The sequence below is a fragment of the Kitasatospora sp. NPDC088783 genome (assembly GCF_044750705.1).
GTDB lineage: Bacteria > Actinomycetota > Actinomycetes > Streptomycetales > Streptomycetaceae > Kitasatospora > Kitasatospora fiedleri.
The window spans coordinates 122,211-138,107 of record NZ_JBIVKJ010000010.1; the positions used below are offsets into that span (position 1 = coordinate 122,211).

General features: G+C 73.3%; 13 protein-coding genes. 7 read left to right on the top strand and 6 right to left on the bottom strand.

Features of this window, described 5'->3' with window-relative positions; translation table 11 throughout:
- Positions 1 to 32 precede the first annotated feature (32 nt).
- Both ACIP60_RS26140 and ACIP60_RS26145 read left to right on the top strand, forming a co-directional pair.
- A complete protein-coding gene (locus ACIP60_RS26140; RefSeq protein WP_400688352.1) occupies positions 33 to 482 on the top strand; it encodes a type II toxin-antitoxin system PemK/MazF family toxin in 450 nt (149 codons plus the stop codon).
- 89 nt (positions 483 to 571) lie between these two features.
- Positions 572 to 1,105 (top strand): RDD family protein, encoded by a 534-nt coding sequence (locus ACIP60_RS26145; protein ID WP_400688354.1) that lies wholly within the window; start codon positions 572 to 574, stop codon positions 1,103 to 1,105.
- 66 nt (positions 1,106 to 1,171) lie between these two features.
- Here ACIP60_RS26145 and dnaE read toward each other — a convergent pair whose 3' ends face one another.
- Positions 1,172 to 4,705 carry a DNA polymerase III subunit alpha gene (gene dnaE, locus ACIP60_RS26150; RefSeq protein WP_100835774.1) on the bottom strand — a complete coding sequence of 1,178 codons (3,534 nt, stop codon included), beginning with the start codon at positions 4,703 to 4,705 and terminating at the stop codon, positions 1,172 to 1,174.
- Positions 4,706 to 4,858: 153 nt separating this feature from the next.
- Between dnaE and ACIP60_RS26155 the strand changes: the two genes are divergently transcribed.
- Together ACIP60_RS26155 and ACIP60_RS26160 are read left to right on the top strand one after the other, a co-directional pair.
- A complete protein-coding gene (locus tag ACIP60_RS26155) occupies positions 4,859 to 5,545 on the top strand; it encodes a hypothetical protein (RefSeq protein ID WP_400688357.1) in 687 nt (228 codons plus the stop codon).
- Between the two features lie 47 nt (positions 5,546 to 5,592).
- Positions 5,593 to 6,684: a winged helix DNA-binding domain-containing protein gene (locus ACIP60_RS26160; RefSeq protein WP_400688359.1), complete on the top strand. Its 1,092-nt coding sequence runs from the start codon at positions 5,593 to 5,595 to the stop codon at positions 6,682 to 6,684.
- A gap of 49 nt (positions 6,685 to 6,733) precedes the next feature.
- Here the strand turns inward: ACIP60_RS26160 and ACIP60_RS26165 are convergent, their stop codons facing one another.
- From ACIP60_RS26165 to ACIP60_RS26180, 4 genes are all read right to left on the bottom strand, one after another.
- Positions 6,734 to 7,321 carry a dienelactone hydrolase family protein gene (locus ACIP60_RS26165; RefSeq protein WP_400688361.1) on the bottom strand — a complete coding sequence of 196 codons (588 nt, stop codon included), beginning with the start codon at positions 7,319 to 7,321 and terminating at the stop codon, positions 6,734 to 6,736.
- Between the two features lie 122 nt (positions 7,322 to 7,443).
- A complete protein-coding gene (locus ACIP60_RS26170) occupies positions 7,444 to 9,690 on the bottom strand; it encodes a M9 family metallopeptidase (RefSeq protein WP_400688630.1) in 2,247 nt (748 codons plus the stop codon).
- A gap of 185 nt (positions 9,691 to 9,875) precedes the next feature.
- Entirely contained in the window at positions 9,876 to 10,259 is a 384-nt protein-coding gene (locus tag ACIP60_RS26175) for a DUF4180 domain-containing protein (protein ID WP_400688363.1), read from the bottom strand.
- Positions 10,256 to 10,669, bottom strand: a complete 414-nt coding sequence (locus ACIP60_RS26180) for a helix-turn-helix domain-containing protein (protein ID WP_400688365.1) — start codon at positions 10,667 to 10,669, stop codon at positions 10,256 to 10,258. The genes ACIP60_RS26175 and ACIP60_RS26180 overlap by 4 nt, the downstream gene beginning before the upstream one ends.
- Before the next feature lie 374 nt (positions 10,670 to 11,043).
- Here ACIP60_RS26180 and ACIP60_RS26185 point away from each other — a divergent pair, with 374 nt between their 5' ends.
- The 3 genes from ACIP60_RS26185 to ACIP60_RS26195 all read left to right on the top strand — a co-directional run bounded on the left by ACIP60_RS26185 (position 11,044) and on the right by ACIP60_RS26195 (position 14,882).
- Positions 11,044 to 12,042, top strand: coding sequence for a serine protein kinase RIO (locus ACIP60_RS26185; RefSeq protein ID WP_400688367.1), 999 nt, complete (start codon positions 11,044 to 11,046; stop codon positions 12,040 to 12,042).
- 183 nt (positions 12,043 to 12,225) lie between these two features.
- Complete coding sequence (locus ACIP60_RS26190; protein WP_400688369.1) at positions 12,226 to 14,154, top strand: serine/threonine protein kinase; 1,929 nt, start codon at positions 12,226 to 12,228, stop codon at positions 14,152 to 14,154.
- Between the two features lie 173 nt (positions 14,155 to 14,327).
- Positions 14,328 to 14,882, top strand: coding sequence for a hypothetical protein (locus ACIP60_RS26195; protein WP_400688371.1), 555 nt, complete (start codon positions 14,328 to 14,330; stop codon positions 14,880 to 14,882).
- Between the two features lie 62 nt (positions 14,883 to 14,944).
- On the opposite strand, the gene ACIP60_RS26200 is transcribed toward ACIP60_RS26195, so the two are convergent.
- Complete coding sequence (locus ACIP60_RS26200; protein ID WP_400688373.1) at positions 14,945 to 15,820, bottom strand: ABC transporter permease; 876 nt, start codon at positions 15,818 to 15,820, stop codon at positions 14,945 to 14,947.
- Positions 15,821 to 15,897 lie beyond the last annotated feature (77 nt).

Below are 15,897 nucleotides of genomic sequence, written 5' to 3' on the forward strand. Positions count from 1 at the left end.
CGGGGCGCGGGGGCGGTCGATAGCCTTCCGCCATGCATCAGTTGAACGAGCAGCAGGAGCAGCCGGGCCGGTTCGGGCCGGACGCCACGGTGGAGGTCCGGGCCGAGCAGGTGGGGGCGGTGCGCACCGAGTACGCGCCGGACCACGACGGCGACCCGGACCCGGGCGAGATCGTCTGGACGTGGGTGCCGTACGAGGAGAACGACGGGCGGGGCAAGGACCGGCCGGTGCTGGTGGTGGCCCGGGAGGCGGGCGGTTCGCTGCTGACGGTGATGCTCTCCAGCAAGGGCCACGACGACGACCGGGACTGGGTGCCGCTGGGCCCCGGCCCGTGGGACCGCAGCGGGCGGGACTCCTGGGTGGCGCTGGACCGGGTGTTCCGGGTCCGCGACGGCGGGATGCGGCGCGAGGCGTGCGCCCTGGACCGGGCCCGGTTCCAGCGGGTGGTGGACTCGCTGCGGCTCCGTTACCGCTGGCGCTGAGTAACGATTATCCGATCATTCTTCCCAGCTCTCCCCGGTACCGGTACAACAACTCCAGGATTCCCACCAGTTGAGCTGGAGTCGTACGCATGAGCAGCAACACACCTCCCGGCTACGAGCCCTCGAAGGACCCCTACGGCCAGTACGCGCAAGGCGGGCAGTCGGGCTGGCTCGGCCCGACCCCGCCGCCCGGCGCGCAAGCCGCCCCCGGCACCCGGGTGCTGGCCGCCCCGGTGGACCGCTTCCTGGCCCGCCTGGTCGACGTGGCGGTCCTGATCGTCCCGCTGATCATCGTCAACCTGATCTCCCCCGGCGTGCTCCTCTACTACGTGCTGGCCGCGGTGGTGGTGGTCGGCTACGAGGGCGCCATGCTGACGACCCAGCACGGCCAGACCGTCGGCAAGAAGGTCCTCAGGCTCCGGGTGGTCGACGCGGCCGGCGGCGGCCGCCCGGCCGACGGCCAGTTCTGGACCCGGGCCGCCATCTACGGCGGCCCGAACCTGGTCCCGGTCGTCGGTGGCCTGTTCTCGCTGGTCAACTGCCTGTCCCTGCTGTGGGACAAGCCGCTCCAGCAGTGCTTCCACGACAAGGGCGCCAGGACCGTGGTGGTCAAGGAGCACTGACCGCCCCTCGGCGGACGGGCCCCGGCGGAGTGCGACTCCGCCGGGGCCCGTCCGCGCGCACCGCCGTCAGCTGGCCAGGCAGCTCGGCCCGAGCAGCTGCTTGAGGTCGCCGAACAGCGCCGGGTCGGACTTCACCCGGTGCCGGTCCAGCCGCAGCACCACCGTCCTGGTCCGGCCGCGCAGGTGGACGTGGACCTCGGTGCTGCCCCGGTGGCTGCCCAGCACCTCGCCGAGCCGGGAGACGATCGGCGGGGTCAGCTTGTTCTCCGGCACGGTGATCACGATCGGCAGCTGCGCCCCGACGTTGCTCAGGTCGGGCACCGCCAGCTCCATGCCCATCAGCCGCGGCACGTCCTCCCGCTTGTCGAGCTTGCCGCGGACGAACACCACGGCGTCCTCGACCAGTTGCGAGGAGACCAGCTGGTAGCTGGCCGGGAAGAACATGCAGTCGATCGAGCCGGCCAGGTCCTCGACGGTGGCGATCGCCCAGGCGTTGCCCTGCTTGGTCATCTTGCGCTGGAGGCCCGAGATGATGCCGCCGATGGTGACGATCGTCCCGTCGGGGCGCTCGGCCAGGTCGGCGACCGCGCAGTCGGCCTTGTCGGCCAGCACGTGCTCGATGCCGTTCAGCGGGTGCGAGGAGACGTACAGGCCGAGCATCTCGCGCTCCTGGGTGAGCAGGAAGGACTTGTCCCACTCCTCCTCGGAGAACACCACGTCCAGCCCGAAGGACGGCTCGTCCGAGACGCTGTCGCCGCCGAACAGGTCGAACTGCCCCTCGGCCTCCTTGCGCTTGATCCCGACCACGTTGTCGATCATCGGCTCGAACTGGGCGGTCAGGCCCTTGCGGGTGTGCCCGAGCGAGTCGAACGACCCGGCCTTGATCAGCGACTCGACGGTGCGCTTGTTGCACACCACCGACTCGACCTTCTCCAGGAAGTCCGGGAACGAGGCGTACTTCCCCTTGGCCTTGCGGGTGCGGATCATCGACTCCACCACCGGCCCGCCGACGTTGCGGATCGCGGTCAGGCCGAACCGGACGGTCTCGCTGCCGTGCGGGGTGAAGTCGGCGTCGGACTCGTTGACGTCCGGCGGCAGCACCTGGATGCCCATCTTGCGGCACTCGTTGAGGTAGACCGCCGACTTGTCCTTGTCGTCCTTGACCGAGGTCAGCAGCGCCGACATGTACTCGGCCGGGTAGTTGGCCTTCAGGTACGCCGTCCAGTACGAGACCAGCCCGTAGCCGGCGGTGTGCGCCTTGTTGAAGGCGTAGCCGGAGAACGGCACCAGCACGTCCCAGACCGCCTGGATCGCCGCGTCCGAGTAGCCGCGCTCCCGGCAGCCCCTCTGGAACGGGACGAACTCGGCCTCCAGGATCTCCTTCTTCTTCTTGCCCATCGCGCGGCGCAGCAGGTCGGCCTGGCCGAGCGAGTAGCCGGCCAGGATCTGCGCGGCCTTCTGCACCTGCTCCTGGTAGACGATCAGGCCGTAGGTGGGCTCCAGGATCTCCTTGAGCGGCTCCTCCAGCTCCGGGTGGATCGGGGTGATCTCCTGCTGGCCGTTCTTGCGCAGCGCGTAGTTGGTGTGCGAGTTGACGCCCATCGGGCCCGGCCGGTACAGCGCCAGGACGGCGGAGATGTCCTCGAAGTTGTCGGGCTTCATCAGGCGCAGCAGCGAGCGCATCGGGCCGCCGTCGAGCTGGAAGACGCCGAGCGTGTCGCCGCGGGCGAGCAGTTCGTAGGCGGGCTTGTCGTCCAGCGGGAGCTGGAGCAGCTCGATCTTGACGCCCTTGTTCTTCTCGATCGCCTTGACGGCGTCGTCCATGATCGTCAGGTTGCGCAGTCCGAGGAAGTCCATCTTGAGAAGGCCGAGGCCCTCGCAGGTGGGGTAGTCGAACTGGGTGATGGTGACGCCGTCGGTGTGCCGGGTCCAGACCGGGATGTGGTCGGTCAGCGGCTCGGCGGACATGATCACGCCGGCCGCGTGCACGCCGGGCTGGCGGATCAGGCCCTCGATGCCGCGGGCGGTGTCGATCACCTTGCGGACGTCGGGGTCGTTCTCGTACAGGCTGCGGATCTCGCCCGCCTCGCCGTAGCGGGGGTGCGAGGAGTCGGTGATGCCGGACAGCGGGATGCCCTTGCCCATCACGTCCGGCGGCATCGCCTTGGTGATCCGGTCGCCCATCGCGTACGGGTAGCCCAGGACCCGGGAGGAGTCCTTGATGGCGGCCTTCGCCTTGATGGTGCCGTACGTGACGATCATGGCGACCTTGTCGGCGCCCCACTTCTCCGTCACGTAGCGGATCACGTCGCCGCGCCGGCGCTCGTCGAAGTCGATGTCGACGTCGGGCATCGAGATGCGCTCGGGGTTGAGGAAGCGTTCGAAGATCAGGCCGTGCGGGATCGGGTCGAGGTCGGTGATGCCCATCGCGTAGGCCACCAGCGAGCCGGCCGCGGAGCCTCGGCCGGGGCCGACCGCGATGCCCTGGCTCTTGGCCCACATGATGAAGTCGGCGACCACGAGGAAGTACGCCGGGAACCCCATCTGGATGATGGTGTCCATCTCGTACTCGGCGAGCTTCTTGTGCTCCTCGTCGTAGCCGCCCGGGAAGCGCCAGTCCATGCCCTCCCAGACCTTGGACTTGAAGAAGTCCGCCTCGGACTCGAAGCCCTCCGGGATCGGGAAGCGCGGCATCAGGTTCTTGAACTCGAACATGCCGGCGGTGTCGACCCGCTGGGCGACCAGCAGCTGGCTGTTGCGGCAGCCCTCCTGCCAGGCGTCCGAGGAGTCCAGGCCGTACATCTCGGCGGCCGACTTGATGTAGTAGCCGGTGCCGTCGAACCGGAAGCGGTCCGGGTCGGAGAGGTTCTTGCCGGTCTGCACGCACAGCAGCAGGTCGTGGGCGCCCGCGTCGCCCTCGGTGGTGTAGTGCGAGTCGTTGGTGACCACCGGCGGGATGTTCAGCTTCCTGCTGATCTCCAGCAGGCCGTCGCGGACCCGCTTCTCGATGTCCAGGCCGTGGTCCATCAGCTCCAGGAAGTAGTTCTCCTTGCCGAAGATGTCCCGGTACTCGGCCGCCGAGCGGACCGCCTCGTCGAACTGGCCCAGCCGCAGCCGGGTCTGCACCTCGCCGGAGGGGCAGCCGGTGGTGGCCATCAGGCCCGCCGCGTGCTCGGCGATGATCTCCTTGTCCATCCGGGGCCACTTCACCAGCCAGCCCTCCGCGTAGGAGCGCGAGGTCAGCTTGAAGAGGTTGTGCAGGCCCTCCTTGTTCCGGGCCCAGATGGTCTTGTGGGTGTACGCGCCGGACGCCGAGACGTCGTCCTTCTTCTGGTGCGGCTGGCCCCACAGGACGCGCTTGGTGTTGGACCGGGAGTCCGGGGCGACGTACGCCTCGATGCCGATCACCGGGGTGATCCCGGCCGCGGTGGCCTGCTTGTGGAACTCGGCGGCGCCGTACATGTTGCCGTGGTCGGTCATCGCGACGTGGGTCTGCCCGAGCCGTTCGACCTCCTTGAACAGCTGCTTCAGCCGGGCGGCGCCGTCCAGCATCGAGTACTCGGTGTGGACGTGCAGGTGCGCGTACGGCTGGTCGCTCAAGGCGGGGCCTCCGGGGTCCTGGGAGAGGGCTGAAACACGTGAGGCCCGAGCCACCACCAGGGCTCGGACCACGGCTTCCGGGATCGCGCCCCCGAGTCTAATCCCCTCCGCTACCCTCCGATCCACCACACGCGCACCGGGAGGGAACCCGTCATGGCCTACGCCCCACCACCCCAGGTCCCGCCTCGGCCGGGCGGGGGCGGGCTGCCCGGGATCGGCGTGCTGATGCTGCTCCAGGTCCTCGTCCAGAGCGCCGTGCTCGGCTCCTGCCTGGTCCGCGGCGGCCTCGGCTACCTGCCCGACGCGCTCGGCCTCTCGTACGCGCACCCGGTGCCCGGGCCGGTGGGCTTCGCCGGGGCGGACATCGCCTCCCTGCTGGCGACGGCGGTGCTGATGTGCGGCGCGTTCGCCGGCGGGCGCTGGGTGCGCGGCGCAGCCGTGCTGCTCGGCGCGGTGAACGGGTACGCGGCGCTGTCCCAGCTGGTGAACCTGTTCGGCGGGGACCGGCCGTCGCGCGAGTTCGCCTACCGGCCGGTCGGGAACCTGCTGCTGACCTGCACCCTGGTGGTGACCGTGCTGGTCGCGGCGGCCACCGCGGTCGTCGTCGCCGCCACCCGCGCCCCCGCCGTCCCGGCCGCCCCGCCCGCGCTGTTCCCGCCGCCCGGACCGCCCGGCTACCGGCCGCCCTACGGCCCCGGCCCGGTGCCCGCGCCCGTGCCCGGCCCGTGGGGCGCCGCGCAGCCCGCGCCCCCGGCCGTCCCGCCGCCCCGGCCGCCCGCCGACGGCCACGGCGCCGCGTACGCCTACCCCCCGCCGCCGCCCGTCCCGCCGGTGTCCTGACCGGCTGTGAGGTGGGCCCCCGACGAGCGCGCCCGAAAGGCCCGGCGATGCCCGAGATCCGCACCCTGACCGACCGCGAGCTGACCGTCGGCTACTTCGAGCGCCAACTGCTGGACCGCGCCGGGGGGTCGACCGCCGCCGCGGCGGTCTCCCGGCTGGCCGCGCTGCAGGCGCAGTACTCGCCGTCGCCGCACCTGGCGCTGTGGGCCCGGCTGCCCGGGTTCCGGCCGTCGGAGCTGGAGGCCGCGCTGCTGGACGGCACCGTGGTCAAGTCGACGCTGATGCGCGGCACCCTGCACCTGGTCCCCGGCGCCGACTACGGGCACCTGGCGGCGGCCTGGCGCCGCCGGTGGCTGACCGACCTGCGCGGCCGGCACCGGGACGCCGACCTGGACGAACCGGCCCTGGAAGCCTCGCTGCGGGCCTTCGCGGCCGTCCCGCGCAGCGCCCGGGAGCTGCGCGAGCACACCGCCGCGGCGTCCGGCGGCCGGGTCCGCACCGAGGACCTGCTGAACTACCCGCGGGCGCTGCTCCCGCTGGTGCACGTCGCCCCGTCCGGGCACTGGCGGGCGCACGGCCGGCCGCGGCTGGTGCTGTGGCCGGGCGAGCTGCCGCCGGAACCGGCCGCCACCGCCCGCCTGGTGCGCCGCTACCTGGCGGGCTACGGCCCGGCCTCGCGCGCCGACGTCGCGCACTTCACCGGCCTGCGGCTGCGCCAGGTCGACCCGGCGCTGGCCGAGCTGGGCGAGCTGGTCCGCCACCGGGCCGAGGACGGCCGCGAGCTGCTCGACCTGCCCGGCGCCCGGCCGCCGTCCGACCCGGGCCGCGAGCTGCCGGTGCGCCTCCTGCCGAAGTGGGACGCCGCGCTGCTCTCGCACGCCGACCGCACCCGGATGCTGCCCGCCGCGATCCACCACCAGGTCTACCGGGCGGCCAACGGGACGCTGCTGGCCTCCTACCTGGTGGACGGCCTGGTCGCGGGCGTCTGGGAGCACCAGCGCACCCGCGGCGCCGCCGTGCTCACCCTCACCCCGCTGCTGCCGCACGGCCGCCGCGCCGAGCTGGAGCGGGAGGGCGGGCGGCTGCTGGCCCTCCTGGAGCCGGACGCGGAGAGCCGGACGGTGGCCTTCGCGTCCTGACCCGCCCGGGCCGCCCGGGCCGCCCGGCCCCGCCCGCCCCGGGCGGCCCTCAGCCCTCGCCGTCCAGTTCGGCCAGGAAGGCCAGCGCGGCCGCCCAGGTCCGCTCGGCCGCCTCGGCATCGTGGTCGGGCAGCTCGGCGTCGGTGTACAGGTGCCCGGCGCCCCGGTAGCGGTGCACCTCGACGTCGGCCCCGGCCCGGGTCATCAGCAGGTACCAGGTGTTCAGCCAGTCCTCGGACTCGAACGCGTCCGGCTCGGCGACGTGCAGCTGCACCGGGATCCGGGTGGCGGCGTCCTCCCGCAGGTCGGAGGTGCCGTGCAGGAGCAGCAGCCCGCGGGCCTGCTCGTCGGCCAGCGCCAGGTTCTGCGCCAGCGACCCGCCGAGCGAGAACCCGGCGTACACCAGCCCGCCCGCCACCGGCAGCAGCGGGGCCACCGCCCCCACCGCCCGCCGCAGCAGCTCGTCGTTGCCCACCTCGTCCCGGTACGCCATGCCCTCCTCCAGCTCCTCGAAGACCCGCCCCTCGTACAGGTCGGGGGTGTGCACGGTGTGCCCGGCGGCGCGCAGCCGCCCGGCGGCCTCGGTGACGGCGGGGCGCAGGCCGTACGCGGAGTGGAACAGGACGATCTCGGCCACGGGTCGGGCTCCTCGGTGCTGCGGGTGGTGCGCTGGTGCGGACCCTCCATGATCGCCCATCCCGGGACGCGCGGGGGCCCGGCCCACCGGTGGGCGGGCCGGGCCGTTCGGCGCGGGGGCGGTCAGTACGAGGTGCTGACGGAGACTCCGCCGAAGGACTGCTGCCCGTAGAGGCTGACGTAGTGGTAGCCGGCGTGCGGGTTGCTGACGGTGAGCGTCTCGGCGTTGCCGGCGCCGGTGGACCTGGCGGTGTAGGAGCCGGTGGTGGCCCAGTTGGCGCCGCTGTAGTAGAGGTCGGCGTTGCCGGTGCCGCCGGCGGCGGTGATGGTCAGGCTGGTGGTGCCGGCCGGGACGTACAGGTAGAAGTAGGCGTAGTTGCCGGCGGTGGCGGCGACGTCGGAGCGGCCGCAGCCCCGGTCGAGCTGCCGGGTGTCGGCGCCGGTGCACTCGGGGACGGAGGGGGTGGTGGGGGTGCCGCAGTTGCCGCCGTTGCAGGCCGTCAGCCAGGCGTTGAAGTCGGCGTCGTAGCGGGTGCCGATGGTGGTCTTGAGGATCGTCCGGGCCCCGTTCCAGTCCCCGGCGCGGTACTCGGCCAGCACGGCGTCCAGGTCGGCGCGGTGCGACTGGAGCATGTAGCGGACCGCCAGGTAGCCCCAGTTGTAGATCCGGGTCTGGTCGGCGTTGTCGTAGGTGGTGTCGAACAGGGTGGACAGCGCGTAGGTGTGCTGCCCGGCCTGGGTGAGGGCGTCGGTGTACTCGACGCCGCGGTACGAGTAGGAGACGTACTCGGCGAAGCCCTCGACCCACCAGACGGTCGGGGTGGCCATGCCGGCGTCGAAGTCGCCGGCCATGTCGAAGCGGCCGTCGAGGTAGTGGGTGTACTCGTGGTTGAGGTTCCAGATCTGGAAGTCCGGGCGGACCCACTCGGCCTCGTAGGCGACGAACCGGGGCTGGTTGCCCGCCGCGGCCGGGTCGCCCTCCAGGTACATGCCGCCGTTGTCGGTGGAGATCCCGAAGATGGTGCCGGCGTAGGTCTGGTAGTCGGCGCTGGAGTGGAAGACCACCACGTCGATGGTGGAGTTGTGGTCGTTCGCGACCGCGCCGCCGTCCCGGACCACGCCGTGGAAGTAGGCGTCCTGGCCCTTGAGGCTGGTGCAGGCGGTGATCAGCTGGGCGGCGGTCAGCGCCTGGGCGACGATCCTGATGCTGGGGCTGCAGGTGTAGTCGACCGTCAGCACGGCGGCCTCTAGGCGGTTCGCCAGGTCGCAGGTGCCGTAGTACGAGCAGTCGGCCCGGTCGTAGCTGTCGGTCATCTCGGCCAGGCCGACCCAGAGCGCGGCGGTGCGCCCGGTGATCGCGCTCTGGTCCAGCAGGCCCTTCACCAGCGGCCGGACCTTCGCCCGGAGCGCCGGGTACTGGAGGAAGCGGCCCAGCTCGCGGCCGGCGTTGGAGACCAGGTAGCCGTTGTCGCCGCCGAGCAGCGCGCCGTTGCGGGAGGCGAAGGACTGCAGGGCGTCCAGCACGCTCGGGTCGGCCTGCACGGCGGGCGGGAAGTCGCTGTTCTGGTGGCCGCGCCACAGCACCGTGTAGACGTTGTTGACGGCGTTGAGCATGTACCAGGACGCGTCGTAGGAGCTGTCGTAGCCGTTCAGCAGGCGCTTGACGACGTTCAGGTAGCGGGCGTTCTCGGCGGCGCTGTCGATCAGGGTGACCGCTTCGGAGAGCGTGGCGCCGTTGGCGTCGGTGACGTCCCGCGAGTGCGCGCTGTTGAAGAAGGCGTCCAGGCCGCCCTCGATCGCGCTCTTCAGGCCGCTGCCGTAGCTGCCGACCACGTCCGGGTTGTACCACTGCACGTAGTAGCCGGCCCGCAGGTACAGCACGATCTGGGTGGCCGAAGTGGAGTCGTCGCCCGGGTAGGTGGCGGACAGGTCGCGCAGCGCGTTGGCCACGCCGACCATCTGCGACTCCTTGAACGCCAGCTTCGCGTCGTTGCCCTTGAGCAGGAACAGCGAGTTGACGCAGTCCACCGAGGCGGACTTGATCTGCGTCACCAGGGCGCTGCCGGTGCGGCCGGTGAAGTCCGAGGCGTTGCAGGTCGCCGCGGCGGCCGTCGCCCCGGCCGTCGCCGTGGCCCGGGCGGTGGCGGGCTCGGCCTTGAGCGTCAGCGGCGGCCGCTTGCTGGCGTCCGCCCGCACGTCGCGGTCGGAGTCCTTGCGGCGCTCGGCCGCCTGGGTGCTGCGGGGTGCAGACCGGGACGACTTCGCCGCCCGGTCGGAGTCGGTCGGCCGCTGTCCGGCCGGGGCGGCGGCCCCGGCGCTCGGCGCCAGGGCGCCGAGGAAGCCGAGGGCCAGGCTGAGGGAGAGCAGCAGACTCGTCGCCCGTCCGGTGGGCGCGGCTGTTTTCCGGAAGGTTCGCACGTGGGGGCCTCCGGGCCGGTGTGGCGCCGCGGTTGGGGGGCCGCGGCCGAGGGTCGGAGGCCGTCGAGGTGCCCCGACGGCCAGGTGACATGTACAATTGCACATGTCACCTGTCACTGGAAGACCCCGTCCGCAAGTCAACCGCCCCGGACGGCCCCCCGGTCCGCCAGCCGCCCGGCCAACTCCGGCAGGTCCTCGACGAACCACAGCTGCCGACCGCGGTTGCTCTCCCGGACGAAGTCGCGCAGCGCGTCCGACTCCGCCGCCCACGCCGCGACGTCCCCCACCACCGCCAGGCCCGTCCGGTACTGCGCGAACTTCTGCACCACCGCCCCCGCGACCCCGCTGCGCAGCCGGAAGAACTCCGCCCCCAGCCGCTCCACCGGCAGCGCCACCCAGGACGCCTCCCGGTGGTACGCGTCACCCAGCAGGTCCAGCGCCGCGCGCTCCCCCGCCACCACCTCCCCCTCGGCCGCGGCCACCAGCACCCGCGCCCCGCCCAGCTCCCGAACGTCCGTCACCGCACCTCTCCCGTCAGGTCGTCGACCAGCGCCAGCACGTCCGCCACCCGCCGCGGCGGCCCCATCACCACGAAGCGCAGCACGCTCCGCTCCTCCTCCCGCACCGCCTGCACCCACAGCGGCCGCGGCCCGCCGGACCACGCGTTCGCCGCCGCCAGCACCCCCGTCACCAGCCGATCGGCGTCCCGCGCGCCCACCCCCTCCACCTGCACCACCGCCGAGGCGTCCACCCGGGCCGGCTTCAGCGGCACCCCGCCCCCGGTGAACGCCTCCACCTCCGCCCGGGCGATCCGGTACTGCTTCCCGATCCGCACCGCCTTGAGCTTCCCGTCCCGCACGTACCCCCGCACGGTCTTCACGTGCAGCCCGAGCAGCTCGGCCACGTCCTCGACCGAGTAGAAATCGTTCATTCCCCATCCTTCCCTATCCATCCCAACCGTACAGCCAGATAGGGGACTTTGACGCCCACCACGCCGAGCGTTCAAGAAACCCCTCCCGGCCCCGTCAGCGGCGCGGGGAACTGCGCGCCCGGCCACGCACCCCGCCGCCGCCCGCCCCGCCGAAAAACCCCTTGCGTCGCGCGCAGCCCTCGCTAGGGTGGTCACCGTCCCGCCGCGCCGCCGTGCGCCCGCGGGCCCGACGAGAGGGGGTGCAGACCGATGGTTGCCGCCGTGACGCGGCGCGCCTTCGTGTGCGCGCCATCCGCCTCCCCCCGTCTTCGTCCCACCGGCTGACCGCGCGGCACTCCGCGCCCCGGTGGGCCACCCCACCAGGAGCCACCGCAGTGCGCGAGCGCTTTGCCGACAGCGATTCCTTCTCCCGCATCCGCCCCAAGGGCGCTTCCCGTCGCGGCCGCCGGGCCGACCGCTTCGACGACTCCCAGCCCGAGTACGACTACTTCGCCTCCTACCGGGCCGCCGACGACGAGCACGACACCGCCGACGGGACCCGCACCGACGCAGAGCAGGAGTTCTCCGCCCCCGTCGCCGACGGCCCGGCCGTCGGCGACCGCTGGTCCACCTGGGACCAGTCCACCCCGACCGAGAAGGGCCCCGAGCCGCGCCCCGACTGGGTCGTCACCGAACTCGCGGCCGTCGACACCGAGTTGGGCATCGTGAAGACCGGCAAGGAGGCCGACGTGTTCCTGCTGGAGCGCGCCGTCCCCGGCACCGGCCGCCGCACCCTGATGGCCGCCAAGCGGTACCGGGACGCCCAGCACCGGATGTTCCACCGGGACTCCGGCTACCTGGAGGGCCGCCAGCACAAGGAGACCCGGATCAGCCGGGCGATGGCCAAGCGCACCGCCTTCGGCAAGGAGGCGATCGCCGGCCAGTGGGCGGCGGCCGAGTTCGGCGCGCTGTGCCGCCTCTGGTCGGCCGGCGTCGCCGTGCCGTACCCGGTGCAGATCACCGGCACCGAGATCCTGATGGAGTTCGTCGGCGACGAGGACGGCACGGCCGCACCCCGGCTGGCCCAACTGCGCGCCGAGGAGGCCGACATCGAGGACCTCTGGGGCCAACTGGGCCGCAGCCTCGCGCTGCTGGCCTACGACGGCTACGCCCACGGAGACCTCTCGGCCTACAACATCCTGGTGCACCGCGGCCGCCTGGTGATCATCGACGTCCCGCAGATCGTCGACGTGGTGGCCAACCCGCGCGGCCTCTCCTTCCTGGAGCGGGACGTGCGGAACGTCGGCGCCTGGTTCGTCTCCCGCGGCCTCCCGCCCGCGAGCGTCGAGGCCCTGGTCGACTCCCTGGCCGCCGACGCCCGCCTGCGCCGCTGACCGCTCCCCCGCGGCCTGACCTCGCCTCATCTCGCCCCGCCCGACCGGCAGTTGCTCCGCACCACAGGTGTAGAGTCGCCGCGGTCGGGCGGGACGGGGGGCGGTACCGGCTTCCCAGCGCGCGTTCGAACGGTCAGAATCGTTACTGACAAGCCATACAACATGCTCGGGGGACTGCGGGACATGTGGGGTCGGGGGACCGTGCTCGGGGGCCGCTACGCCCTCTCCGAACGGCTGGGCAGCGGCGCCATGGGCGAGGTCTGGCGGGCCGAGGACCAGGTGCTGGGCCGTCAGGTCGCGGTGAAGATCGTGCTCCCGGCGCTGATGGAGGACGAGGTCTTCGCCGCCCGGTTCCGCCGCGAGGCGACGGTGCTGGCCGCGATGAACCACCGCGGCGTGGTGCACATCCACGACTACGGCGAGGACGACGGCGAGCCCGGCGCGCGGACCGCGTACATCGTGATGGAGCTGCTCACCGGCAAGCCGCTCGACAAGGCCCGCGGCCGCACCGCGTTCCCGCCCGACCGGGCGCTGGACGTCGCCGCCCAGGTGCTGGACGCGCTGCACGCCGCGCACCGGCAGGGCATCGTGCACCGGGACATCAAGCCGTCCAACCTGATGATCGACCAGGACGGGCGGATCACCGTCACCGACTTCGGCATCGCCCGCACCCTCGCCGACACCCGGATCACCACCGCCCACGCGGTGATCGGCACCGCCCTGTACATGGCCCCGGAACGCGCCGAGGGCAAGGACGCCTCGGCCGCCTCCGACCTGTACTCGGTCGGCGTGGTGCTGTACGAACTGCTGTCCGGCGCCGTGCCGTTCACCGGCGGGACGCCGCTCGAAGTGGTGCTCAAGCACGTCCGCGAGCCGCTGCCCGACCTGCCCGCGGAGGTGCCCGCGCCGGTCCGGGCGGTGGTCGCCAGGGCGCTCGCCAAGCAGCCCGGGGAGCGCTACCCGGACGCGGCGGCGATGGCGCTCGCCGCCCGGCAGGCGATGTCCACCCCGACCGGGCTCGGCGCGGTGCTCGACCCGCCCGAACCCGTCGAGGCCCCGCCGCTCGTCCCCGCACCCGTACCCGCGCCCGCACCCGTCCTCGCCCCCGCCCCCGTCGCGGCCCTCGCGCCCACCGCCCCCGCCGCGGCCGGGGACAAGCGGGCCGCGCGCCGCCGGCTGGCCACCCTGATCCTGCCGGTGGTGCTGGTCACCGGCGGCGGCGTGACGGCCCAGCAGCTCGACCTGCTGCCCTGGCAGCAGAAGCAGGACCAGCAGCAGGTCGCGTCCGGCTCCACGCCGGGCCCCGGCGGGCCGGCCACCGGCACCGCCGACGGCGCCGCCCCGTCCGCCGCCGCCTCCGGCACCGTCCAGGCCGACCCCACCCCGCCCGCCTCCGCCCCGGCCACCGACCCGGCGGGCAACCCCGTCCCGCCGAACACCGCCCCCGGCGCGGACACCGGCAGCAACCCGGGCACCGCGAACGGCGGCGGCAGCGGCGGCGGTTCCGGCAACGGCGGCAACTCCGGCGGTACCGCGAACGGCTCGGGCGGCGGCAGCAACCCGGGCACGGGCAGCGGCTCAGGCTCCGGAAGTGGCACCGGCTCCGGCTCCGGCAGCACCCCGAACCAGCCCAAGCCGACCACCCCCGCCACCCCCGCCGCCACCACCCCGCCCGCCTCCTCCTCGGGCCCGGCCAAGGGCTGCGGCGGCAGCGGCTGGGGCCACCTGGTGAACGTCGGCAGCGGCCGCTCCGTCGGCCTCGGTGCCGACGCCGTCAGCGCGGGCGTCCCGGTGGTGTCCGGCGGCCACACCGCCTACGGCTGGGTCATGAGCACCAGCAACGGCGTGACGGTCTTCACCGCCTGCGCGGCCAGCAGCGGCGTCAGCCTCGGCGCCCCCTACGCGGGCAGCCCCAACACCACCGAACTCGCCGGGGCCAGTTCCTACGGCGACATGGCCTACTGGACGCTCGCCGACGCCGGTTCCGGCACCTTCCAGCTGAAGTTCGGCTACGGCGTCCAGAGCTGCCTGACCGACAGCGGCAGCGGCAACGCCCTGAACGTCGGCACCTGCACGCCCGGCGCCAGGACCCAGCTCTTCCGCTTCTCCTGACCTAGCCCCGCACCCCCGGCCGCCAGCCACCCGCCGCCCACCCGCTCCACGCCCGCGCCGCACCCACTTCGCGCCCGCACCGCCCGCCCGGCACACCGCCCCCCGACCGGTGCGCCGTCCAACACCGCTACCCGCCAATGGAGTTGTCGCCCGGCCGGGGCAGAATGCGGGGCATGGCCGAACAGTACTTCTCCGCCTTCGCGGTGGACGCCGCCGTCCTGCACCGCCTCCCCGGCTCGGGCGAGCGCGCACTGCCCGGCGTGCCGTCCTCCGCCGCGCTCACCGAGCTGCTCTCCGGCCGGCTGCGCGCCGACGCGGACTCCCGCTACACCGCCCTGCTGCCCGCCCTGGCGGGCGCGTTCGGCACGCCGCTGGGCGCGGTCTCCGTCCCGGGGCGGCACTGGGACGAGCTGACGGAGGTCTTCACCGCGCTCGAACTGCCCGCCCTGGCCGCGCTCTGGTCCCGCCCGTGGCCGTTCCCGGCCGACGCCGCCTACGACTGGCCGTGGCCGTACCCGACCCTCGCGGCCCGCACCGACACCGCCGACCTGCTCGCCGAACTCTCCCTGCTGGCCTCGGAGTCGATCCACGAGCAGGACGTCGAGGCGCTGGACGAGGACGACCTGGAGGAGGCCGCCTGGTTCCTCACCGAGCACCTGCCCGTCTGGGCCTCCCGGGCCCACGCCCTCGACCTCGACCTGCTCCTGGTCCGCGACGGCGCCCGCTGACCGGCCGCACCCGGCGCACCCCCGTCCCGCCCCCTCCCCTCCCACGGCCACGGCCACGGCCCTCAGGACACCACGTCCTTCGCCGCGAACCCGCGGAACGCCAGCGCCAGCAGCACCACCGCGTACGACAGCGACAGCACCACGCCCTGCACCATGCCGCCCCACTCCAACTGCGGTTGCAGCGCGTCCGCCCAGGCGTACTGCCAGTGCGCGGGCAGCCACTCGCGCAGCGAGCCGAGCGCGGTGACGGCGTCCAGCACGCCGGTGATGATGGAGGCGAAGACCGCGCCGCCGACCGCGCCGAGCGGGGCGTCCGTCGCCGTGGAGAGCCAGAACGCCAGTGCGCCGACCACGATCTCGGCCAGGAACACGTACAGCACGGCGACCGCCAGCCGGGGCAGCGCCTCGGCGGCGGAGAGCGTCGCCCCGGTGGGGAGCCTGAGGTCGCCCCAGCCGTACGCGGCGGTGCCGACCACCAGTCCGACGGCGGGCAGCAGCACCACCGCGGCGGCCGAGAACACCATCGCCACGGTGAACTTGCGCACCAGCAGCCGGGCCCGGGGCACCGGCGCGGCCAGCAGGTAGCGCAGCGAGGACCAGCTCGCCTCGGAGGCCACCGTGTCGCCCGCGAACAGCGCGACCGGGATGACCAGCAGGAAGCCGGTGCCCATGAACAGCAGCGTGGCGGCGAAGTTCGCCCCGGACGCGGTGGCCAGCTCGATGAACGTGGTGCGGTTCTCCCGTCCGGGCGTGCCGCCGATCTGGAACGCCGCCAGCACGACGAACGGCAGCGCGGCCAGCACCCCGCCGACCACCAGGGTCCGGCGGCGGCGCAGTTGGCGCATCGCCTCGACCCGCAGCGGCAGCGTCCGGCCGGGCCGGTAGCCGGGCGCGACGGTGTCCCGTTCGACCCCGGGACCGAGCACGGTGCCGCTCATGCCACCCCTCCGATCACAGTCCCGCTCACAGTCCCGCTCGCAGTCCCGCTCGTCCCGCTCGTCCCACTCGCAGTCCC